The following is a 21664-nucleotide window of genomic DNA, read 5'->3' as shown; positions in this document are numbered from 1 at the left end:
GTCAGCCGGAGAAGTGCCGTACGAGCTCCTCGGTGAACACCTGTGCGGCCGGTGCCGTCCACCGCCTGCGGTGGCGGGCCAGCCGCACGGGAACATCCGCGAACCGCGGGCCGGGGACCCGCTCCAGGCGGCCCTGGTGCAGTTGCTCCGCCACGGTCGTGAGCGGCAACAGGGTCAGTCCCAGGCCCGCGGCGACGCAGGAACGCGCCGCGTCCACGCTGCCGAAGCGGGTCAGCCGCGGCCGGGCACCGGGCACGGCGAGCAGTCGTCGCTCCAGCTCGTCGCTGTAGGAGCAGCCCCGCTCCAGCAGGAAGAAGTGCTCCGCCGCGAGGTCCGCCCAGGTCGCCGGCCGGGCACGCGCGGCGAGCGGATGCGCGGGAGCACAGAGGAGGGCGAGGGGTTCGGAGGCGACGGGCTCGGTCGTCACCTCGGGGAAGTCGGCCTCGTCGTCCAGCAGGAGCGCCAGGTCGAGGCGTCCGGACCGCACGCCCTCGACGCACTCCGCCGTGCCGGCCGCGTCCAGGTGGATCTCCACCTCGGGGTGGCTGGTGCGCAGGGCGGCGATCACCGCGGGCAGCCGGGTGGAGCAGAGCGACTCGGGGGTGCCGACGGCCACCCGTCCCCCCACGGTGCCCTCGCCCTCGCCGGCGGCCCTCAGCCGGGCAACGGCGTCGATGACGTCCTCGGCCCGCTCCAGCAGCCGTCGGCCGGCTTCGGTGAGCAGCGCGCCCGCGGGCAGGCGGTCGAAGAGCCGGGTGCCGAGCTCCCGTTCCAGGGTGCGGATGTGCACGGTGACGGTGGACTGGGCCAGGTGCAGCTCGGCGGCAGCGGCGGTGAAGCTGCCCGTGCGGGCGAGTGCGGTGAAAGTGTGCAGCAGTCGGGTGTCCACGGAAGCCAGGCTATGCGATATCCCGATCGAGGGGATCGATGTTCATCGTTGGACTCGATGGGCGTGGGATGACAGCGTGGAGCCATGACCACCGACGTGAGCGGGAGCGACCCCGTGAAGCACTCCGAGCCGCCCGCCGAGATCCTGCGCTACTCGGCCTTCACCCACGATCCGTCGGGAGGCAACCCCGCCGGGGTCGTGCTCGACGCCTGTGGGCTGGACGAGGCGGCGATGCTCGCCCTCGCCGCCGAGGTCGGCTACTCCGAGACGGCCTTCGTCACCGAGCGCGACGACATCGGGCGCCGGTTCCGGGTGCGCTACTTCAGTCCGCTCGCCGAGGTGGCCTTCTGCGGACACGCGACCGTCGCGCTGGCCGTCGCCCTGGCCGAACGGCTGGGCCCGGGCGAGATCGTCCTGGACACCCCCGCGGGCGAAATCCCCGTGGCCACGCAGGTGGACGGCGAGGGCGCTGTGCTGGCCACGCTCACCAGTGTTCCGACCCGCTCCCGTCCCGCCGCGAGCGGCGAACTGAACGCGACGCTGAAGGCCCTGGGCTGGGCGGCCGACGACCTGGACCCGGCACTGCCGCCGCACGTGGCGTTCGGCGGCAACGACCACCTCGTGCTGGCCGCCGCCACCCGGGAGCGTCTGGCGGACCTGGACTACGACTTCGACGGCCTCGCCGAGGTGATGCGGCGTCACGACTGGACCACCGTTCACCTGGTGTGGCGCGAGTCGCCGGAGCGCTTCCACGCCCGTGACCCGTTCCCCGTGGGCGGTGTCGTGGAGGATCCGGCGACCGGGGCGGCGGCCGCGGCGTTCGGCGGCTACCTCCGCACGGTGGGGCTCGTCACCGGCCCGGCCAGGATCGCCATCCGCCAGGGGGAGGACATGGGCCGCCCCAGCGACCTGCTCCTCGACGTGGACCCACAGGTCACCCGCAGCCGCGTCACGGGCCAGGCGGTGGCACTCGCCGCGGATCGGTAGGAACCCAGTGCCGACCAGGGTGGATGGCGGCAGAAGAGGGCGGGGGCCCGTCTCGCTGCCCCCGCCCTCTCCCGGTGTCCCGTGTGGCGCCGCCCAGTTCGGCCGCTACGTGCGCCGACGCCACCACGCCAGGCTCAGGCCGATCAGCAGGATCCCCACCGCGCCCGAGGCCGCCGACGCGGCGATCAGGCCGGTGTTGCCCATGCCGTCGGCGGAATCGGCCGGCTTCAGGGCGTCGCTCAGCTGGTTGCGGACGTCATTGCCACCGCTCGTGCCCTTCGCGAGCGGGCCTCGCGAACCCGCCACGGGCTCGGCCAGGTAGGGGAAGGAGTCGCCGAACTCCTGGTCGTTGACGTCGACCGCGTCACCCAGGTCGTTCTTGGAACCGACCAGTTCACCCTCGACGACCTGCAGCGAGATGTCCACGACGTCGTCGGTGAGCCGACGCCCGTTCGGGAAGCCCGCCTTGTCGCCGTCGAGCACACCGAGCCGTTTCGGCTCGGCGGTCGGCTTGATCGAGGTGTTCAGGCGCAGCATCTCCGCCGGTCGCACGTTCGGCGGCTGGTTGAGGCCCTTGACGCCCTTGAGGAAGACGTCGACGAGATCGTTGCGCGGTTCCGCGGGCGCCTTGATCTTGTAGACGGCCTCCATGAGCTTCGGCAGTTCCGGATTGGTCACGTTCTTCAGGAACTGGCCGTCGTTCCACGGCGAGTCCGCGTTGAACTTGTCCTTGTCCTTCAGCGGGTTGACGACCTCGTTGACCAGCGGGTTGCCCAGACGGGAGACCTGCTGGTAGTAGCCCTGGGCGTTCTTCCGCTGGGTGGTCGACCAGATGCCGACGACCGGCCGGCTCTTCGACGCGGTGATCATGTCGGTGGGCAGTTGCAGGGCGACCGAGTTGACGTTGTAGCCCTTGAGGGTGTCGTTGCCGACCTCGGAGAGGTCACCGCCGTACAGCAGGTCGAACACACGCAGGTCCAGGAAGAACGGGTCGTCCGCCTGGCCGGCGAACGTCTGGACGCCGTCGGCGAGCTTACGGACGGCCTGCGAGCGCAGCTTGCCGTAGTCCGGCATCGACGCCTTGCCGACGTTCGACGGAGCCACCGGTATGTCGTCGGCGAGCTTCGTCCTCGACACGGCCTGCTGGTTGCGCAGCTTGATCAGCTCGATGTCGTAGGTCTGCGTGACGTTCAGGTCCGGGTCGTCCAGGCTGGTGACCGGGCCCGTGTTGTACAGGAACGTCTTCTTCGACTTCGTGTGCGTCCTGAAGGTGTAGCGCAGGAGCAGTTCGCCCTGCGCGTCACCGTTGTTGTCGATGTGGATGTCGTACTGGGCGTCCTCCGCGAACGTGTAGAAGTTCGGGCCGCCCGCCGGATCCTCGAACGGGATCCAGTTCGCGATGATCGTCGTCGTCTCCGGGCTGTCCGGACTGACGAAGGCGTACACGTCCGTGTTGTCGTACCGGGGTTGTCCCGAGATCAGCGGGGCCTCCCGGTGACTGGAGGCGGAGACCGCCCCCGGTTCCAACGTGGCCACGCCGGCGGCTGCGAGTCCCCCGGCGGCCAGTGCACCCGCTATGAGGGTCGCGAGGCCCCTGTGCCCCGCACCGCTCCTGGAGATAGGTGTCATACCGTCCGTCCTCCATGCCAACTTCCCTGACACACGAGGATTCGGAACAGCCACCCCTGAGGATTGGTGAATATTGACTGATCTGACCGACCTATCGGTGGATCTGTCGATTGATCTTGACTCCCTGTGGCGTCCCGCCCGCGGGACGCCACAGGACATGGCGACGCGCGGCCGCGGGGTCAGTGGGCGGCGAGGAGCCGCAGGGTGTCGATGACCCGGTTGGAGAAACCCCACTCGTTGTCGTACCAGGCGACCACCTTGATGTGGCGGCCGTCGACGCGGGTGAGGGCGGAGTCGAAGATCGACGAGGCCGGGTTGCCCGTGATGTCGGAGGAGACCAAGGGGTCCTCGGAGTATTCGAGGATGCCGGCGAGCGGACCTTCGGCGGCCGTGCGGTAGGCGGCGAGGACCTCGTCACGGGTCACGTCACGGGCGACGGTCGTGTTCAGCTCGACGATCGAGCCGACCGGGACGGGCACGCGGATCGAGTCGCCGGACAGCTTGCCGTCGAGGTTCGGCAGCACCAGGCCGATCGCCTTGGCGGCGCCCGTCGTGGTCGGCACGATGTTGACCCCGGCGGCGCGGGCGCGGCGGGGGTCGCGGTGCGGGCCGTCCTGGAGGTTCTGCTCCTGGGTATAGGCGTGCACGGTCGTCATGAAGCCGTGTTCGATGCCGGCCAGCTCGTCGAGCACCGCGGCCAGCGGGGCGAGCGCGTTGGTCGTGCAGGAGGCGTTCGAGACGATCGTGTGCAGGTCCGCGTCGTAGGCGTCGGTGTTGACGCCGTAGGCGAGGGTGACGTCGGCACCGTCCGAGGGCGCGCTGACGAGGACCTTCCGCGCGCCCGCGTCGAGGTGGGCGCGGGCGGCCTTGGCGGAGGTGAAGCGGCCGGTCGCCTCCAGCACGATGTCGACGTCGAGCGCGGCCCACGGCAGCTGCGCCGGGTCGCGCTCGGCCAGCACCTGGATCCGGTGGCCGTCGACGACGAGCGCGCCGTCCTCGACGGTGACCGGGCGGCCGAGGCGGCCGGACGTCGAGTCGAAGGCGAGCAGCCGGGCGAGGGCGGTCGGCTCGGTGAGGTCGTTGACGGCGACGACCTCGAGGCCGCTGTCGCGCTCGAGGAGCGCGCGCAGCACGTTGCGTCCGATGCGGCCGAATCCGTTGATGGCGATGCGAGTCATGAATCGTGTCCCTTCGAGTCGCCACCAGCCTCGCGTGCGGCGGACGCCCGTGGCCGGGGCGTGAGCGCCATGGTTCGCAAGGATCTCGCCAGGGTCCGACGCTGGTGTCATTCGCCCCGGGTGAAGGTGCGCCGGTACTCGCTGGGGGTGGTGCCGAGGATCTGCTGGAAGTGCAGCCGCAGGTTCGCGCCGGTGCCGAGCCCGACGTCGCCCGCGATCTGCTCGACACCGCGCTCGGACCGTTCCAGCAGTTCACGGGCCCGGTCGATCCGGGCGCGCATCACCCACTGCATGGGGGTGTAGCCGGTGTCCTCGACGAAACGGCGGGAGAAGGTGCGCGGCGAGACCGCCGCGTGGCGGGCGAGTGTGTCGAGGGTGAGGGGTTCGTCGAGGTGGTGCAGGGCCCATTCGCGGGTGGCGGCGAACCGCTCGCCCAGCGGCTCGGGCACGCTGCGCGGTACGTACTGCGCCTGGCCGCCGCTGCGGTAGGGCGCCGCGACCAGCCGCCGGGCGGCGTGGTTGGAGGCGGCGACGCCGAGGTCGCCGCGCAGGATGTGCAGGCACAGGTCGATGCCGGAGGCGGCGCCTGCCGAGGTGAGCACGCTGCCCTCGTCGACGAACAGGACGTTCTCGTCGACCCGCACGAGCGGGTGTTTCGCCGTCAGGGCCCGGGTGTAGTGCCAGTGGGTGGTGGCGCGTCTGCCGTCGAGCAGGCCGGTGGCGGCCAGCGCGAACGCCCCGGTCGAGATCGCGGCCAGCCGTGCGCCCCGGGTGTGGGCGGCGAGCAGGGCGTCGACGACCTCCCGCGGCGGGTCCTCGCGGTCCGGGGACCGGTAGCCGGGGATGAAGACGATCTCGGCCCACTCCAGGGCCTCCAGGCCGTGCGCCACGTGGTACGACAGTCCGTCGCCGCCGGTGACCAGGCCGGGTTCCGCCCCGCACACCCGCACCTCGTACGGCATGCTGGCGCGGGTCGTGAACACCTGCGCGGGGATGCCGACGTCGAGCGGCTTGGCGCCTTCGAGCACGAGGACGGCGACACGTCGAAGGCGGGAGGGCGGCACGCGGGACAGGCTACGGCGTGCGCGGCCTCAGGCTTCGATCGTCACGTCGACCACCGCGTCCCGCTCGTCGAAGCGGACCGCCGGCCAGTACCCGTCCAGCAGATGCTTGCCGCAGGAATCCGTGAAGTGCAGGATCACCTCGCCCTCTCCGTCGACCTCGATCGTGTCGAGCACCAGGTCCGCCCCCGCCTCCGCCAGGTCCTCGGCGGTCGGCGGCTCCACGCTGAAGCGGCGCACCACGGCCTCGACGGCTCGTCGCGCCAACTCCTCCCGTTGCTCGGCGGCCCGGCGCAGCCGCGGCGCGAGCCGCTCCGCCTCCGCGGGATCCTCCGTGTCGATCAGGAGGACGACGCCGCCGGGGCCCTCGTAGGTGATCACAGGCCGGTCGAGCCGTCGAGGCGTTCGCGGAGGAGGTCGGCGTGGCCGTTGTGCCGGGCGTACTCCGCGATCATGTCCACCAGGATTCTCCGCAGCGAGATGGGCTCACCGGTGCGCTTGCGGATGCCGGTCTCCTCCAGCGAGGGCGCGGCCGCGGTGATCCGCCGGGACCGGTCGCATTCCGCGCGCCAGACGGCGAAGTCCTCGGCGACGTCCCCGTCCAGCTTGCCGAAGTCCTGGTCGGGGTCGTCGTCGGAGTAGTGGAGCAGGGGGATGTCCTCGCCGGTGAACTGGATGCGGAACCACCAGCGCTCGACGCCCGCGAGGTGACGCACCAGGCCGTGCAGGGACAGGGTGGACGGCGGGACCGCCCGTTCGTTCAGCCGTTCCGGCGGCAGGCCGGAGCACTTGAGCTCGAAGGTCGCCCGGTGCCAGTCCAGGACCGCGCTCAGGGTCTCCCGCTCGCCACCGGTCAGGGGAAGGCCGGGGCGGTTGTCGTCGGTCCACTTGGGTGCGTAGTGCAGTGGTGCGGGTGTGTCGGTCATGGGGCCGAGTCTGTCAGCCGCCACTGACATCGGGTCCGTCCGAGCGGCACGGACGGCACGAACGACCCTCGGGAATACGGCAGTTGAACACTCGGCGCGCGGCCCGCGGGCGACGTGGGGCGTCCTTGCGCTGACGCGCGTGCGAGATCCACTTCAGGCGGGCCACGACCGCCACGGCAGCCCCCGCGAGCGGTCCCCCCGACCGTCCTTGACGGCGCCGGCGCCCCGCTCGGCCGGCCGGAACGGTCGCCCGAACCCCTTGCTGGGGTTGCAGCAGACGGCGGGCAACGCGGCGACCGTCGCGGCCCTGAGCACGGCGGGGACGTCCACCGCTCGCGGCCGGTCCCCGATGGCGGCACTGTCGGCCGTCGTCGAGGAGGGAGCCCTGGAACTCCCGCCGTATCTACGGGAGATGACGGCGCCGGGGCTGTCGACGGCGTACGGTCTCACCGGTGAAGCGTTCGTCACCACCACCCTGGCCGACGCCGTCGGGCGCCGCGACGGCGTGGTCGCGGAGATCGCCGCCGAACTCGCCGGGCGGCCCGAGTCCTTCTACGGGAGCGGCCGGGCCTTCGCCGTGACCGGTGCGCGGGGCGCGGACCGCTACGACGTCACGGTCCGCGTCTCCCGCGCCGACGACGACCGTCACGCCCTCTTCTCCCCCGACGGTCCCGGCGCCGAGGACGCCGCCACCAAGGTGGACGTGCAGCACAACACCGCCGCCGCGGTCGCCCGGAGCACGGGCTCGTCCGCGTCGAAGGGCGCGGCCTTCACCGCGTTCGGGACGGCACCGGTGGCACCGGGTGTCTCGGTCGGCGGGGCGGCGACCGTCAACGCCACGCCCTTCCAGTCGTCCCAGGACTCCCGCACCCAACGGAACATCGCCGAGCCGCGCGTTCTGCGCAGCGACAAGGGGTCCGTCGAGGTGCCGCGCAAGGTCCGCTACAGCGTGCGGATCACGAAGGACGGCGCATGGGAGGCCCAGCACTTCAGCGGGCCCGGCACGCTCACCATGCCGGTGCCGGTGGAGCATCTGGTGCCGGCCGACGCCGGGCCGGCACCCCGCCCGGCTCCGGTGGCCCCCGACACCGCGCGGGCGGTGTCGGGGGCCGACTCCATGGCCCCGCTCGCCGTCTCCGACACCGCCGCTCCGCACCAGGGCGGGGGCGGGCTGTTCGACGCGGTCGCCTCGGCCCTGCACCCGTCGCTGACCTGGCCCGGCGCCCCCGGCCGGGCCCGGCTGTACGAGGCCACGGCGTCGATCCCGTCGTCCCGCCGCCGCGCCCCGAGTTCCCGCGCCTGCGCCCGCCCGGACTCGGAGAGCTCCCCGGGCAGCCATCCCGTGGCGATCCCGGCCTCGTTGTAGGTCGTCGTGGCATGCGTCTCGTAGACGATCTCCACACCCATCCCTCCAGAGAAGCAGGGGAACGCGGCCGAAGGGAGCCCCGAGCGGCCGGAGGGAGCCCCCCTCGGGCCGCTCGCATGGTCAGTGGCGAGGGGTGGTGGGACGCTGGAGGTGAGGGGCGCCCTCGGAGCACCCGGGAGGACCGATGGGGCGTGACGTCCCGGCGCTGGTCTTCACGCGCGAGGACCGTCGCCGCTACCGGATCAAGATGCAGGAATGCCTGGACGTCCTCGCGCAGATGCTGCGCGAGGAGCGGTTCGAGTCGGAGCGGCCCCAGGTGGGGCTGGAGATCGAGCTGAACCTGGTCGACGACGAGGCCGAGCCGGCGATGCGCAACAGCGAGGTGCTGGAGGCGATAGCGGACCCGGCCTGGTCCACCGAGCTGGGGCGGTTCAACCTGGAGATCAACGTGCCGCCCCGGCGGCTGACGGAGGGCGGCCCCGACGCGTGGGAGTCCGAGATCCGGGCCGCGCTCAACCACGCCGACGAGCGGGCCAGGACGGCCGACGCCCGGCTCATCATGATCGGCATCCTGCCCACGTTGCGGCAGGAGGACGTCGGCGAGGACACGCTGTCGGAGAACGCGCGCTACCGGCTGCTGAACGACCAGGTCTTCGCGGCGCGCGGTGAGGATCTGCGGATCGAGATGGACGGCGTGGACCGGTTGCGCACCTACGCCGACACGATCACCCCGGAAGCCGCCTGCACCAGCACCCAGTTCCATCTCCAGGTCTCTCCGCAGGAGTTCGCCGCCTACTGGAACGCCGCCCAGGCCATCGCCGGGGTCCAGGTCGCCGTGGCGGCCAACTCGCCCTTCCTGTTCGGCAAGGAGCTCTGGCACGAGACCCGCGTCCCGCTGTTCGAGCAGGCCACCGACACCCGCCCGCAGGAGATCAAGGCTCAGGGTGTACGGCCGCGGGTGTGGTTCGGCGAGCGGTGGATCACCAGCGTCTTCGACCTGTTCGAGGAGAACCTGCGGTACTTCCCCGCGCTGCTGCCCCTGTGTGACGACCAGGACCCCGCCCGGACCCTCGACGAGGGCGACATCCCCGAGCTGGGCGAGCTGACCCTGCACAACGGCACCATCTACCGCTGGAACCGCCCGGTCTACGCCGTCGCCCACGGCCGGCCGCACGTCCGCGTCGAGAACCGCTGTCTGCCCGCGGGGCCGACCGTCGCCGACACCCTCGCCAACGGCGCGTTCTACTACGGCCTCACCCGCGCCCTGGTGGAGGAGGAACGGCCCGTGTGGTCGCGGATGTCCTTCCAGGCGGCCGAGGACAATCTGCACACGGCCGCCCGCCACGGCATCGAGGCCCCGCTGTACTGGCCGGGCATGGGCGAGGTGCCGGTCCCCGAGCTCGTCCTGCGCCGGCTGCTGCCGCTGGCGCACCGCGGGCTGGAGCTCTCCGGCATGGACGCGGCCTGGCGGGAGCCGCTGCTCGGCGTCATCGAGCAGCGCTGTGTCACCGTGCGCAACGGGGCCGTCTGGCAGAAGGAGATGTTCCATCGCGTCGGCAGCGCCGCGCACCTGGACCGCCATGAGGCGCTGCGGCTGATGACCCAGCAGTACATCGACTACATGCACCTCAACGCCCCCGTGCACACCTGGCCCGTCGACTGACCGACCGTCACAGCCGGGCTCGCGATGCAGCTCACGGCCCGGCTCGCGGTCCGGGTGGCCGGGGGTGACCATGGAATCCGGGACAGGCCGGGACAAGGCGGGACCAGGCCGGGACCGGGCCGGGGGCAGGCGCTGGGAGGCACCCGTGGCGCACACACCGACCGTCGACGTGCTGATCGCGGGCGCGGGCCCGGTGGGGCTGAGCGCCGCCGCCGAGTTGCGCCGGCAGGGTGTGCGGTGCCGGCTCGTCGACCGGCTCCGGGCACGGCTGCCGTACGCGAAGGCGGTCGGCATCCAGCCGCGCACACTGGAGATCTGGGACCGGATGGGGCTGGCCCGTACCGTCCTGGAGTCGGCCGCCGTGCTGCGCGGCCAGTTGGTCTACGTCAACGGCCGCGAGACGGCCCGCATGGACCTGGTGCTGCCGCCCGAGGTGCCGTACGGCTTCGCCGCCCTGCCGCAGTACGAGACCGAGCGGCTGCTGGAGGAGTACGTGGCGGGCCTCGGCACGGTCGTCGAGCGCGGAACCGAGCTGCTGTCCTTCGCCCAGGACCCGGACGGGGTGGCCGCCCGGCTGCGGACCGCCTCCGGGGGCGAGGAGGAGCTGCGGGTGAGGTATCTCGTCGGCTGCGACGGGGCGCACAGCGTGGTCCGCAAGGGGCTGGGGCTCTCCTTCGAGGGCGCCGCCTTCGACGAGGAGTACATGCTGGGCGACGTCGAGGCGGACTGGGAACTGCCGCACGGGTACGGCATCCGTTCCAGCCATCGCGCCGACGACGGCACCACCGACGATCTGCTGGTGTGCGTCCCGCTGCCCGGTGCCGGCCGCTACCGCATGTCGACGCTGGTGCCGCCCGAGCTGTCCACGCGGGCGTCCGGCCGGGCATCCGGCCAGGCGGACGCCTTCGCGCACGGTCCGGAGGGCGGGCGTGCCCCCGGGTTGTCCCATCTCCAGGCCGTCGTCGACCGGCTCGCCCCCAAGCCGGCCGCCCTGTCCCGGCTGCGCTGGTCCACGGTGTTCCGGATCAGCCATCGCATCGTGGACCGCTACGGCGCCGGGCGGGTCTTCGTCGCCGGGGACGCCGCCCACATCCATCCGCCCACCGGCGCGCAGGGCATGAACACGGGCGTCCAGGACGCCTGCAACCTGGCCTGGAAGCTCGCCCTCGTCGTCCGCGGGCAGGCCGGGCCCGAGCTGCTTCGGACGTACGACGCCGAACGCCGGCCGGTGGGCGAGGAGGTCGTCGGGCGGACCGTGCGGCACGCCACGCAGGGCATCGAGGCCGACCCCGACGACCCGCGGACCATCCTGCTGCGCGAGGCCCAGCTGCTCGTCGGCTACCGGGACGGCCCGCTCGCCTGCCCGCCGTACGGGCCCTCCGACGCGCCCCAGCCGGGCGACCGGGCACCCGACTGCTCCGGGCTGACCCTGCCCACGGCGGCCTTCCCGCTGCGACTGCTCGACGTCCTGCGCGGCCGCGCCGGGCACGTGGTGATCCTGTACGCCGCCCACGCGAGCGAACTCGCCGAGGCGGCCGACGCGGTCGAAGCCGCCGTGGAGCCGCTGAGGGCGGGCGGCGAGGGCCCGGCCGGGCCGACGACCGTCGCCCTCCTCGCCCGCGAAGGCGCCGCGGAAGCCCCCGACGTCCTGACCGTGCCCGGGTACCGGGACACCGGCGGGGAGTTCGCCCGGCTGTACCGCCCCGACGGCCCGACCGGATTCGTCGTCCGACCGGACGGACATCTCGGCGCGCGCTTCCCCCTCGCCGACGCCCCCGCCGCCCTGTCCGAGCTCCTCGCGGCGCTCTCCGTAGAGAATGTTGTGCACATTCTTGACGGCCATCACTAGAGAGCCTAACTTCACGGTGTCCCTCCCCCCGCTCAAGGGAGACCGCGATGTCCCCGTCCCCCGCACAGGCCCGTCAGTTGCGCCGGGTCGCCCTCTCCGGACTGCTCGGCACCGCCGTGGAGTTCTACGACTTCCTCGTCTACGGCACGGTCGCCGCCCTCGTCTTCGGCGAACTGTTCTTCCCCGGCGCCGATCCCGCCGTCGGCACCGTCGCCGCGTTCGGCACGTTCGCCGCCGGGTATGTCGCCCGCCCGCTCGGCGGCATCCTCTTCGGCCACTTCGGCGACCGGCTCGGCCGCAAGTCGATGCTGCTGCTCACGATGGGCCTGATGGGCGGCGCCAGCTTCCTCATCGGTCTGCTGCCCACGTACGACACCGTCGGCGTCTGGGCGCCGGTCCTGCTGATCACCCTGCGGGTCCTCCAGGGCATCGCCATCGGCGGTGAGTGGGGCGGTGCCACGCTGATGGTCGTCGAGCACGCCGGGGAGCGGCGGCGCGGTCTGTGGTCGAGCTTCACGCAGATGGGGGCTCCGCTCGGCTCCCTGATCTCGGCCGCCGTCGTCGCGCTCGTCGTCACCCTGCCGAGGGACGAGTTCACGGCGTGGGGCTGGCGGGTGCCGTTCCTGCTGAGCGTACTGCTGCTCGGCGTCGGGCTGTTCGTACGGCTCCGGGTGGTGGAGAGCCCGCTGTTCGCCGAGGTGAAGCAGCGGCGCACCGAGGCCCGGCTGCCGGTCCTCGACGTGCTGCGGCGCCCGCGTCCGGTGCTGCTGGCCTGCTGTGTCGGGATCGGCGCCTTCACCGCGCAGTCGCTGCTGACCAGCTATCTGATCGCGTACGCCACGGGCATCGGCTACGCCCGGCCGCAGGTACTGACCGCGCTCACGGTCTCCGCCGCCGTCGCCCTGGTCGTCCTGCCCTGCGTCTCCACGCTGTCGGACCGGGTCGGGCGCCGCCCGGTCGTGCTGGCCGGTGCCCTGCTCTCGGCCGCGCTGGCCTTCCCCGTCATGGCGCTCGTCGACTCGAAGTCGCCGGGGCTGCTGATCCTCGCGGTCGTCCTCGGCCACGGCATCGCCCAGTCCACGATGTACGGGCCGCTGGGCGCCCTGTTCAGCGAGATGTTCGGCACCCGGGTCCGCTACACGGGCGCCTCCCTCGGCTACCAGGGCGCGACGCTGATCGGCGCCGGCTTCTCCCCCATGATCGCCGGCAGCCTGGTCGCCGGGAGCCACAGCGGCACCCCCGTCGCGCTGCTGCTGTGCGGCGGCTCCCTCGTCACCGCGCTGACCGTGTGCTTCGTCCGCGAGACCAGCCGTACGTCCCTCTCCGGCACCCCCGCCACGAACGCCTCCACCCCCCACTCCCAGGAGATCGCCGTATGACGACCCGCACCCGCACCGCCGCCGTGGCGGCGCTCCTGCTCGCGCTGACCACGCTGCCCACCTCGGCGTTGGCCGCGACGGACGAACCGGCCCACGTGGAGGGGCGGCTCCCCTCCGGCGCGACGTACCTGATGGACGTCCCCGCCGACTGGAACGGCACGGTCCTGCTCTTCAGCCACGGCTACACGGCCGGTCCGGCCAACCCCGCCCAGGACGCCCCGGACGACGCCACGAAGGCCCTCCTGCTCGACGGCGGTTACGCGCTCATCGGCTCCTCCTACGCCACCACCGGCTGGGCGGTCACCGACGCGGTCCCCGACCAGCTCGCCACCCTCACCGCGTTCACCGACCGCTTCGGCGCCGCCTCCCGCACGATCGCCTGGGGGCGGTCGTACGGCGGACTCGTCACCACCGCCATCGCCGAGCGCGCCCCGCAACGCATCGACGGCTCGCTCTCCCTGTGCGGCCTCGTCCAGGGCGGCGTCGCCAACTGGAACAACACCCTCGACCCGGTCTTCGCCCTCAAGACCCTCCTCGCGCCCGACTCCGGCGTACCGCTCGTGGACATCCCGGACCAGCAGGCCGCCACGGCCGCGGCGACCGTGCTGACGGCGGCGGTCGACGCCGCGCAGACGACCGCCCAGGGGCGGGCCCGGATCGCCCTCGCCGCCGCCCTGCACAACATCCCCGTCTGGAACCAGCCCACGCAGACCCGGCCCGCGGCGACGGACTGGGACGCCCAGCAGGCCAACCAGTACACGGCCGTCAGGGGCCTGCTGAACGCCGGCTTCAACCGGCGGCAGGAGGCCGAGGCCCGGGCCGGCGGCAACATGACGTGGAACACCGGCGTCGACTACGCGCGGCTCCTCGCCCAGTCGTCCGTACGCAAGGAGGTCACCGAGCTGTACAGGAAGGCCGGGCTGTCCCTGCGCGAGGACCTCGCGACCCTCAACCGCGCCCCGCGCATCGGCGCCAACCCGGACGCCGTCGCGTGGATGAGCCGGACCAGCTCCTTCACCGGGAAGCTGATCAAGCCGCAGTTCTCCGTCCACACGATCGGCGACGCCCTGGTCCCGGTGCAGACCGAGAGCGCCCTGCGCCGGGCCGTCACCGCCGCCGGATCGTCGGCGCTGCTGCGGCAGGCGTACACCGACAACGCCGGACACTGCACCTTCAGCCCCGCCGAACAGCTGGCCGCGCTGCACACCCTGGAGGGCCGCCTCAGCACCGGCCGCTGGCCGGCGACGGACGCGGGAGCCCTCAACTCCCGTGCGACGGCGGCAGATTCGACGACCCCCGCCCGCTACACGGCCCACCGTCCCACGCCCTACCTGCGCCCCTACGACCTGGCCCACCCGGCCGACGGCCGGTGACCTGCGGCCCGGCTGTGCGAACCCGTAGAAAGCGTGAACTGATGTACGTAGGCGGGATGTTGGGACGTATGTTGTGCGGTGACTGATCGTTGAATCGACCGGAAGACGGACGCTCCTCATGACCGAGCACGTGACGCCGCCCGAAGCGGCCGCGCACCAGAAGATCGACACGTCGGTGCCCCACTCGGCCCGGATCTGGAACTACTGGCTGGGCGGGAAGGACAACTACCCCGTCGACGAGGAGGCCGGTGACGCGTACACGGCCGTCTTCCCCGGCATCGTGACCATCGCCCGCAGCAGCCGGGCCTTCCTCAAGCGCAACATCACCCACCTGGTGGCCGAGGCGGGCATACGGCAGTTCCTGGACGTCGGGACCGGCCTGCCGACCGCCGAGAACACCCACCAGGTCGCGCAGCGCATCGCCCCCGAGGCCCGGATCGTGTACGTCGACAACGACCCGTTGGTGCTGGCGCACGCCCGTGCCCTGCTCTACTCCTCGCCGGAGGGGGCGACCTCCTACGTCGACGCCAACGTGCTGGACCCGGACCGGATCCTGGCGGCCGCCGCCGAGACGCTGGACTTCTCCCGGCCCACCGCCCTGATCCTCAGCAACATCCTGGGCCATGTCGCCGACTACGACGAGGCCCGCTCCATCGTCGACCGGCTGATGGGCGCCCTGCCGTCGGGCAGCTACCTTTCCGTCAACGACGGTTCGCTGGGCATCGATCCCGTCTTCGAGCAGGCGCAGGACGCCTACAACCAGAGCGGGGCCGTGCCGTACAACCTGCGGACGCCCGAACAGATCACCTCCTTCTTCGACGGTCTGGAACTCCTCGAGCCCGGTGTCGTCTCGGTCCCGCTGTGGCGTCCCGAGGACGGCTCCCCGGAGCCGCAGGTCATCGGCGAGCACGGCGGGCTGGCGCGCAAGCCGTGAGAGCCTGTGTCATATCCCCGGCCGGATCAGCGCGCGGCGTCATGGGGGTGCCCCCGCGCGAGCGAAGCCGAGCGTGGGGGAGGAGCCACGTGGGCGTTTCGGCAACGCGGCTGGGGGTCCCCCCTCTGGGGGTGGGGGTGCCCCCTCTGGGGGTGGGGGTCCCCCCTCTGGGGGAGTGCCAGGCGTCGCGCGCCCGGCCGGGGATATGACACAGGCTCTGAGGTGAGGAGCCACCCCGGAGAGCCACTCCGGAGGGTTCCCCGCCCTCCGGGTGGTCTCCGTCGGCCGTCACTGACCCGCGTCGAGGAAGTCGGCGACCAGGACGGCGAACTCGTCCGGGGTGGCAAGGCGGATACCGAGGGACTCGGCCTTGGTCCGCTTGGAGCCGGCGCCTTCTCCCGCGACGACCAGTGAGGTCTTCCTGGAGACGCTGGAGGAGGCGCGGCCACCCGCCCGTTCGACGAGTTCGTTCATCTCGTTGCGGCTGAGCTTCTCCAGCGGGCCGGTCATCGCGCCCGTGACCACCACGGCCATGCCGGCGAGCGGACCGGCGGCCGGCTGCGGGGCCGGGCCCGCCGCGTCGGCGTCCCCCTCCACGGCGGCTTCCGCGGACGGCGGTGTGGCGCCGGGCTCGGTCATGTTGACGCCGGCCGCGGTGAGCTTGTCGATGAGCGGGCCGAGTTCGACGAGTTCCGCGACGATGGACGGGGCCTTCTCGGTGCCGATGCCCTCGACCCGCTGGATCGCCTCGGCGTCGGCGGCGCGCAGGGCGTCCATCGTGGCGAAGTGGCGGGCGATACGGCGGGACATGGAGCGGCCGGTGCCCCGGACGCCGAGGGCGCACAGGACCCGGGACAGGGGCCGGCTCCTGGCTCGGGTGAGCGCGGCCAGCAGGTTGTCGGTGCTGGTCTCCCCCATCCGCTCCAGGCCGAGCAGTTGGTCGCGGGTGAGGGTGAACAGGTCGGCGAGGTCGGTGACCAGTCCGGCCTCGACGAGCTGGACGACGCGGGTGTGGCCGAGGCCCTCGATGTCGAGCTGGTCGCGCCCGGCGGCATAGGAGAGGGAGGCTACGAGGTGGCAGTTGCGGCCGTTCTCGCAGCGCCAGCGCTGCTCGCCGGTGTCGATGCCGGCACCGCACAGGGGGCAGGACTCGGGGAAGGCGATGGGCTGTTCGTCGCCGGTGCGCAGCTGGGCGACGGGGGCCTCGATGCGGGGGATGACGTCACCGGCCCGGTGGACCATGACATGGTCGCCGAGGCGCAGGTCGCGGCGGGTGATGTCGGCCGGGTTGTGGAGGGTGGCGTAGGTGATGGTGGAGCCGTCGATCTCGACGGGTTCGAGGACGCCGCGCGGGGCGATGATGCCGGTGCGGCCGACGTTCCACTCGACCGCGAGCAGGCGGGTGATCTTCTCGACGGCCGGCAGCTTGTAGGCGATGGCCCAGCGCGGGGCGCGTGAGCCGGAGCCGGCGGCCTGCTGGTCTGCGGCCAGGTCGGCCTTGATGACGATCCCGTCGATCCCGAACGGCAGTTCGGCCCGCAGGGCGGCGATCTCCTGGACGCGGGCCAGCACCTCCTCGGCGTCGGCGGCCGTGGTGCCGGGTACGGCGGTGGTGGCGGTGGTGTTCACACCGTAGGAGCCGGTGAGGGTCATCAGGTCGCTGTGCGCGGCGTCCGTGAGGGACGCGGCGAGGGCCGGCTCGGTGGCGGCGGGCAGAGGCAGCAGGCCGTAGCCGAAGAACGTCATGGGCACGGTGTAGGCGCGGTCCTTGGCGCGCAGGGTGCCCGCGGCGGCGTTGCGCGGGTTGGCGAAGGGCTGTCCGCCGTGTGCGGTGCGCACCTCGTTGGCGTGCTCGAACTGGGCGGTGGTCATGAGGACTTCGCCGCGCACCTCGACGGTGACGGGTTCGGTGAGCCGGTCCGGGAGACCCTCTATGGTGCCGATCGCGTGCGAGACGTCCTCCCCGGCCGTCCCGTCGCCGCGAGTGATCAGCCGGGTCAGGCGGCCCTCGGTGTACCGGGCGGCGATCGCGAGACCGTCGAGCTTGGGCTCCACGCTGAACCGGGTGACGCCATGGCCGACGCGCCGGGCCAGTGAGGCGGTCCACGCGGTGAACTCCTGCGGCGAGAACACGTTGTCCAGGCTGAGCATCGCCACCGTGTGCGGCACATCGCCCTCGGCGGCACCGCCGGCGACCTTCCCGGTCGGCGAGTCGGGCAGCACGTCCTCGGGGTGGCCGGCCTCCCACTCGGCGATGGCGCGCACCAGTCGGTCGTAGGCGTCGTCGTCCAGAACCGACGTGCCGCCCGCGTAGTAGGCGGCGGCCGCCCGCACCGCGTCCTCCACCGCCCGCGCGTAGGCCTCGGCGTCCGCAATCACTGCAACTGCACCAGGTGTCGTCATGTTCTTCATCCTGCCTGCCACCACTGACAACGCCCCTCGGAGCAGGAATCGGAGCAGGAATCGGAGCAGGAAGCGGCCGTCCCCGCCAAGGGCGGCTGCGGGGGCGGCGAGACGCTACGGGCAGTTCACGCCGCGCGCGCCCGGCGCCGTGCGGCGAGCACGGGCACGGTCGCCGGCACGGGCGGGGACACGGGCGCGGCCTGGAGTCGGGCGGGCGCCGTCCGGGACCGTACGGCACGCACCCGGTAGGTCGTGCGGCTCGGGTCGGAGACGGGCTCGCCCAGGGATATCCGCCCCGTGGCGCGCAGTTGGTCGCACTCGGCCGTCGGCAGGGCGACATAACAACCGCCCTTGCCGGTGGCGGAGTCCAGCGGCCGCCAATAGCTGTACCGCTGCCGCCCGTTCGCGTGCACGGTCACGAACACGGGATGGCTCGCATCGCTGACGATCCGCAGAACATCCGCCTCGGCCCGGGTCAGCGGGACGTGGCGGCGAGGAGCGTCGGAGATGCGCGAGGCGTCGGCGGGCGGCATGGGCGGTGACCTCTTTCCGGGACAAGGGCTGTACACCGTGTACCCCGTAGGAGCGAAGTTGATCTACGTCCCGCGCATTCTTCAACAGGACAGTGACATTACCGTTGCCCTGTCACGGGAAGCCTTTTCCGAATGCGCCGCTTTGTCCGGAGTGGCGGTGTGACACAGAACAGGGCTCAGTCGGGGGAGGTGTCCTCGGTGTCGGGTGAGCACCTTGGGTAGAAGGGGTCCAGGCCCGTGGCCGGCAGGTCCTGCGGGGAGACCTGGCCCGTGTCGTCCAGCGTGTACTCGTGCGTGTCGGTTCCGAGTCCCCGGCCGGGTTCTCCCAGGCGACCCTCCCAGGCGTGTACGCCGTCACCGGCGTAGGTGTACGCCGAGATGTCCGGGTAGCGGTCGTGGTTGAAGTCGGCGACCTTCATGTCCTTGGTGGGGCCGAGGTCGAGAGGCTGGATCCGCTGGCCGCGGCCGGTGTTGGAGAAGGGGCCGAACCGTAGTTCGGCCAGCTTCGGGGGGATCGGGTCGTCGCCGAGCGGGTTCTCGCCGGCGACGACGACCAGGTCGCTCCAGCCGTCGCGGTCGAAGTCGGCGACGGCGACCCGGACGTAGTTCTGGTGGGTCCCGGCGTGGTCGGCGAGGGCGCGATGTCCGGCCTTCGTCTCGTGCGCCGTGCCGAAGCCGAAGGTGATGGTCAGGTCGACGCCCTGGCCGGTCGGGTCGACGACGCGGTCGGGGAGGCCGTCGTCGTTCAGGTCGGCGATCAGTTCGCCCGCTCCGGTCACACAGGCCATGACGGAGGGCGGCCCGTCCGGGGGCGGTGGCGGCGGGCCCAGGACGTCCTCGCAGCCGGTGAAGAACACCAGGCCGGCCACCACGAAGGCACTCGGGGTGAACCTCCCCATGTGTCTGATCCGATAGGGGCGACCGGGCGCCGTGGAGAACATGGCGCCCAACTATCGCACACGAGTGCGATGTCGATCGGGATCCCCTCGATGGGCGGCGGTGAGTGCAACCGACGTGGCCGAAAACGTGTCTCAGCAGCCGTGGCCCGACGGTTCCCGGGGCCGGGGAGGCGCGGGCGCGCCGTGGAAAGGGGGTGGCGATGAGCACATGGGCCGTACCGGGGTACTCCGAGTCCCTGGAACTCGGTTCCGGAGCCGGCGGACGGGTGGTGCTCGCCCTGCACGAGCCGACCGGTGTGCCGGTGGCCGTGAAGTACCTCAGCGAATCGCTGCGGACGCGACCCGGCTTCCTCCGGGGTTTCCGCGCCGAGGCGGAACTGCTCGGCGGTCTGCACAGCCCGTACGTGGCCGGTTTCTACGAGTACGTGGAGGCCACCGAGGGCGCCGCCATCGTGATGGAGCTGGTGGACGGTGTGTCCCTGCGGACGCTCCTCGCCCGGCAGGGCCCCTTGTCGCCGGAGTCGGCACTGGCCGTACTCAAGGGCTCGCTGCTCGGTCTGGCCGACGCGCACCGGGCCGGTGTGGTCCACCGCGACTACAAGCCGGCCAACGTCCTGGTCACCCCGGAGGGCGCCTCCAAGCTCGTCGACTTCGGCATCGCGGTGGACGCCGGCCTCAGCGCGGGCGTGGCGGGCACGCCGGCCTACATGGCGCCGGAGCAGTGGACGGGCGCGCCGGCCTCCCCCGCCGGGGACGTGTACGCGGCCACCGCCACGTTCTTCGAGTGCCTGACCGGCCGCAAGCCCTACCCGGGCGACAACATGGCGCAGCTGGCGGTGCAGCACGCGGAGGATCCCGTCCCGGTGGAGGACGTGCCCGAGGCCGTGCGGGCACTGGTCCGCCGGGGACTGGCCAAGTCGGCCGCGGAACGCCCCTCGGACGCCGCCGCCTTCGTGGCGGACCTGGAGCGGGCCGCCGTGACGCGGTACGGGGACGACTGGGAGGAGCGCGGCCGGGGCCGGCTGGCCGCCCTCGTGGCGTCGCTGCTCTTCCTGCTGCCCTCGGGCCGTACGGGGTCCGCCACGAGCACCACCACCGACGAGGCACGCACGGTGCTCGGCCGCGACGCCTCCGGCGGACGGCTGCACGCCTGGCGGCCCACCGTGCCGGGAGCGGCCGTGGCGGCCGCCGCCGTACTCGTCGCGCTGCTCCTCGGCCAGGGCGTCGGGCAGGGCGCGGGAGCCCACTCGCGCCAGGAGACGCAGGCGTTGGCCACGACGAGCCCCACCCCGGACACGGACACCGGCCCCCTGCCCTCGGGCACCTCATCGCCCTCACCGTCGGCGACCGCGTCCTCTTCGCTCCCCAGCGCCTCGCCCTCGGACTCCGCCGACGCCGGGACCGCCTCGCCGTCGGCGGTCGTCACCGACCCGACGTCGTCACCGTCCGCCTCCTGGACGGCCCCCACCCCGACCGAGTCCGCGAGTCCGACGAACAGCCCGTCGCCGTCCCCCTCCGCCCCCACCGCCGTCAAGGACGTCACGGTGTCCGTCTTCCGGCAGACGGGTCCGGCCACGGCCACCACCACGATCACGGTCACCACGGACGGCACGGGCCCCATCACCGTCACCCTCGCCTGGTTCACGGGCGACACGGCCGGGCAGGCGGGGACGGCGGACGGCGCGGCCGTGTCGTACCGCCGCAGCGGTGCCGGTCAGTACACGCTGACCGTCGATCACACCTTCCAGGGATCCGGCTGCTACTGGACCGTGCAAGCCTCCACCAGCCCCGCCTCCGCGGACCGCGGCGATTCCCAGCAACTCCTGACCCGGGGGTGCCAGCTCCGATGACCACCCGCCACGAGCACCACGACAGTGACGACTACAGCGCCACCGCCCTGGACAGCTTCTGGGTCGAGCGCGGCGACGACGGCACGACCGTGGTGCATTCCCGGAACGACGACGGTACGGCGGTGATGAGCCCCCGCACCGACGACGACCCGACAGCCGTGACGCCCCGCGCCGACGCCGGCACGACGGTGCCGGCCCCCTCCGGCGGCGCGACGGTTCCGCACGGTCGCGTGGACGGGACGGTGTTGCGCTTCGGTCCGGGCGTCACCGCTCCGCGGGGCCTGACCACGGGGTCGGTGCGCGGGACGCGGGCAGTAGCGGTTCCCGACGCTCCCCCGGCCGGCCGGCACCGCCGTCTGCGGCGGCACGCGCTGCCCGCGCTGGTGCTGGTCGCCGCCGTACTGTTCCTGCTGTGGCGGCAGCACCACACCCCCGGTCTCTCGGTACGGGGCGTCACGGCGGCGGCCGCCCGGCCCGGCACCGGCTGCGACGCGACGGCGGACGTCGTCGGCGTCGTCCGCACCGACGGCCACGCGGGCGAGCTGTCCTACCGCTGGATCCGCAACGACGGCACCGAGTCCGACGTCCTGCGCGCCACGGTCGCCGAGGGCCGCCGGACGGTGCGGCTGCATCTGCTGTGGACCTTCCAGGGGCAGGGCCGCTACGCGGCGGCGGCGGAGTTGCGCGTACTGTCCCCGGCCGCCAGGACGGCGCGGGCCGCCTTCGCGTACGACTGCCCGTAGAA

At 72.6% G+C, this 21664-nt stretch carries 21 protein-coding genes; 8 read left to right on the top strand and 13 right to left on the bottom strand.

The genetic code is table 11. From position 1 onward, the window contains the following. Window position 1 precedes the first annotated feature (1 nt). On the bottom strand, window positions 2-889 hold the full coding sequence (locus ACLZN2_RS27295; RefSeq protein ID WP_416981786.1) for a LysR family transcriptional regulator: 888 nt from the start codon (window positions 887-889) through the stop codon (window positions 2-4). 84 nt (window positions 890-973) lie between these two features. On the opposite strand from ACLZN2_RS27295, the gene ACLZN2_RS27290 reads away from it, so the two are divergent. After that, the gene (locus ACLZN2_RS27290; RefSeq protein WP_416981785.1) at window positions 974-1876 is read left to right on the top strand and encodes a PhzF family phenazine biosynthesis isomerase; all 903 of its coding nucleotides are present in this window, start codon (window positions 974-976) and stop codon (window positions 1874-1876) included. Window positions 1877-1981: 105 nt separating this feature from the next. Here the strand turns inward: ACLZN2_RS27290 and ACLZN2_RS27285 are convergent, their stop codons facing one another. The 9 genes from ACLZN2_RS27285 to ACLZN2_RS27245 form a co-directional block, all read right to left on the bottom strand. Next, a complete protein-coding gene (locus ACLZN2_RS27285; RefSeq protein WP_416981784.1) occupies window positions 1982-3505 on the bottom strand; it encodes a DUF4331 domain-containing protein in 1524 nt (507 codons plus the stop codon). A gap of 179 nt (window positions 3506-3684) precedes the next feature. Beyond that, complete coding sequence (gap, locus tag ACLZN2_RS27280) at window positions 3685-4683, bottom strand: type I glyceraldehyde-3-phosphate dehydrogenase (protein ID WP_416981783.1); 999 nt, start codon at window positions 4681-4683, stop codon at window positions 3685-3687. A gap of 107 nt (window positions 4684-4790) precedes the next feature. Continuing rightward, complete coding sequence (locus tag ACLZN2_RS27275) at window positions 4791-5747, bottom strand: GlxA family transcriptional regulator (RefSeq protein WP_416981782.1); 957 nt, start codon at window positions 5745-5747, stop codon at window positions 4791-4793. A gap of 27 nt (window positions 5748-5774) precedes the next feature. Then, complete coding sequence (locus tag ACLZN2_RS27270) at window positions 5775-6125, bottom strand: hypothetical protein (RefSeq protein ID WP_416981781.1); 351 nt, start codon at window positions 6123-6125, stop codon at window positions 5775-5777. Beyond that, entirely contained in the window at window positions 6122-6670 is a 549-nt protein-coding gene (locus ACLZN2_RS27265) for a DinB family protein (protein ID WP_416981780.1), read from the bottom strand. Before ACLZN2_RS27265 ends, ACLZN2_RS27270 begins: the two co-directional genes overlap by 4 nt. 153 nt (window positions 6671-6823) lie before the next feature. Continuing rightward, window positions 6824-7120 (bottom strand): hypothetical protein, encoded by a 297-nt coding sequence (locus tag ACLZN2_RS27260; RefSeq protein ID WP_416981778.1) that lies wholly within the window; start codon window positions 7118-7120, stop codon window positions 6824-6826. Next, window positions 7074-7319, bottom strand: coding sequence for a hypothetical protein (locus ACLZN2_RS27255; RefSeq protein ID WP_416981776.1), 246 nt, complete (start codon window positions 7317-7319; stop codon window positions 7074-7076). The genes ACLZN2_RS27260 and ACLZN2_RS27255 overlap by 47 nt, the downstream gene beginning before the upstream one ends. Next, complete coding sequence (locus ACLZN2_RS27250) at window positions 7316-7606, bottom strand: hypothetical protein (RefSeq protein WP_416981775.1); 291 nt, start codon at window positions 7604-7606, stop codon at window positions 7316-7318. The genes ACLZN2_RS27255 and ACLZN2_RS27250 overlap by 4 nt, the downstream gene beginning before the upstream one ends. 6 nt (window positions 7607-7612) lie before the next feature. Beyond that, window positions 7613-8077: a histidine phosphatase family protein gene (locus ACLZN2_RS27245; protein ID WP_416981774.1), complete on the bottom strand. Its 465-nt coding sequence runs from the start codon at window positions 8075-8077 to the stop codon at window positions 7613-7615. 143 nt (window positions 8078-8220) lie between these two features. Here ACLZN2_RS27245 and ACLZN2_RS27240 point away from each other — a divergent pair, with 143 nt between their 5' ends. From ACLZN2_RS27240 to ACLZN2_RS27220, 5 genes are all read left to right on the top strand, one after another. Further along, entirely contained in the window at window positions 8221-9699 is a 1479-nt protein-coding gene (locus ACLZN2_RS27240; protein WP_416981772.1) for a glutamate-cysteine ligase family protein, read from the top strand. 145 nt (window positions 9700-9844) lie between these two features. Beyond that, complete coding sequence (locus ACLZN2_RS27235) at window positions 9845-11548, top strand: FAD-dependent monooxygenase (protein WP_416981771.1); 1704 nt, start codon at window positions 9845-9847, stop codon at window positions 11546-11548. 47 nt (window positions 11549-11595) lie between these two features. After that, complete coding sequence (locus ACLZN2_RS27230; RefSeq protein WP_416981769.1) at window positions 11596-12927, top strand: MFS transporter; 1332 nt, start codon at window positions 11596-11598, stop codon at window positions 12925-12927. Beyond that, window positions 12924-14300, top strand: coding sequence for a hypothetical protein (locus ACLZN2_RS27225; RefSeq protein WP_416981768.1), 1377 nt, complete (start codon window positions 12924-12926; stop codon window positions 14298-14300). Before ACLZN2_RS27230 ends, ACLZN2_RS27225 begins: the two co-directional genes overlap by 4 nt. Before the next feature lie 118 nt (window positions 14301-14418). After that, complete coding sequence (locus tag ACLZN2_RS27220) at window positions 14419-15234, top strand: SAM-dependent methyltransferase (protein ID WP_416981767.1); 816 nt, start codon at window positions 14419-14421, stop codon at window positions 15232-15234. A gap of 288 nt (window positions 15235-15522) precedes the next feature. Here ACLZN2_RS27220 and ligA read toward each other — a convergent pair whose 3' ends face one another. The 3 genes from ligA to ACLZN2_RS27205 form a co-directional block, all read right to left on the bottom strand. Next, window positions 15523-17637, bottom strand: a complete 2115-nt coding sequence (ligA, locus tag ACLZN2_RS27215; protein WP_416981766.1) for an NAD-dependent DNA ligase LigA — start codon at window positions 17635-17637, stop codon at window positions 15523-15525. 125 nt (window positions 17638-17762) lie between these two features. Continuing rightward, entirely contained in the window at window positions 17763-18170 is a 408-nt protein-coding gene (locus tag ACLZN2_RS27210) for a hypothetical protein (RefSeq protein WP_416981764.1), read from the bottom strand. Between the two features lie 176 nt (window positions 18171-18346). Continuing rightward, window positions 18347-19069, bottom strand: coding sequence for an FG-GAP repeat domain-containing protein (locus tag ACLZN2_RS27205; RefSeq protein WP_416981762.1), 723 nt, complete (start codon window positions 19067-19069; stop codon window positions 18347-18349). A gap of 200 nt (window positions 19070-19269) precedes the next feature. Here ACLZN2_RS27205 and ACLZN2_RS27200 point away from each other — a divergent pair, with 200 nt between their 5' ends. Then, window positions 19270-20919, top strand: coding sequence for a serine/threonine-protein kinase (locus ACLZN2_RS27200; RefSeq protein ID WP_416981760.1), 1650 nt, complete (start codon window positions 19270-19272; stop codon window positions 20917-20919). Further along, complete coding sequence (locus ACLZN2_RS27195) at window positions 20916-21662, top strand: hypothetical protein (RefSeq protein WP_416981758.1); 747 nt, start codon at window positions 20916-20918, stop codon at window positions 21660-21662. The genes ACLZN2_RS27200 and ACLZN2_RS27195 overlap by 4 nt, the downstream gene beginning before the upstream one ends. Window positions 21663-21664: the final 2 nt, after the last annotated feature.

Origin of the sequence: Streptomyces sp. T028 (assembly GCF_048159505.1) — a bacterium.
Lineage (GTDB): Bacteria > Actinomycetota > Actinomycetes > Streptomycetales > Streptomycetaceae > Streptomyces.
This window is presented reverse-complemented; position numbering and strand designations above follow the sequence as displayed.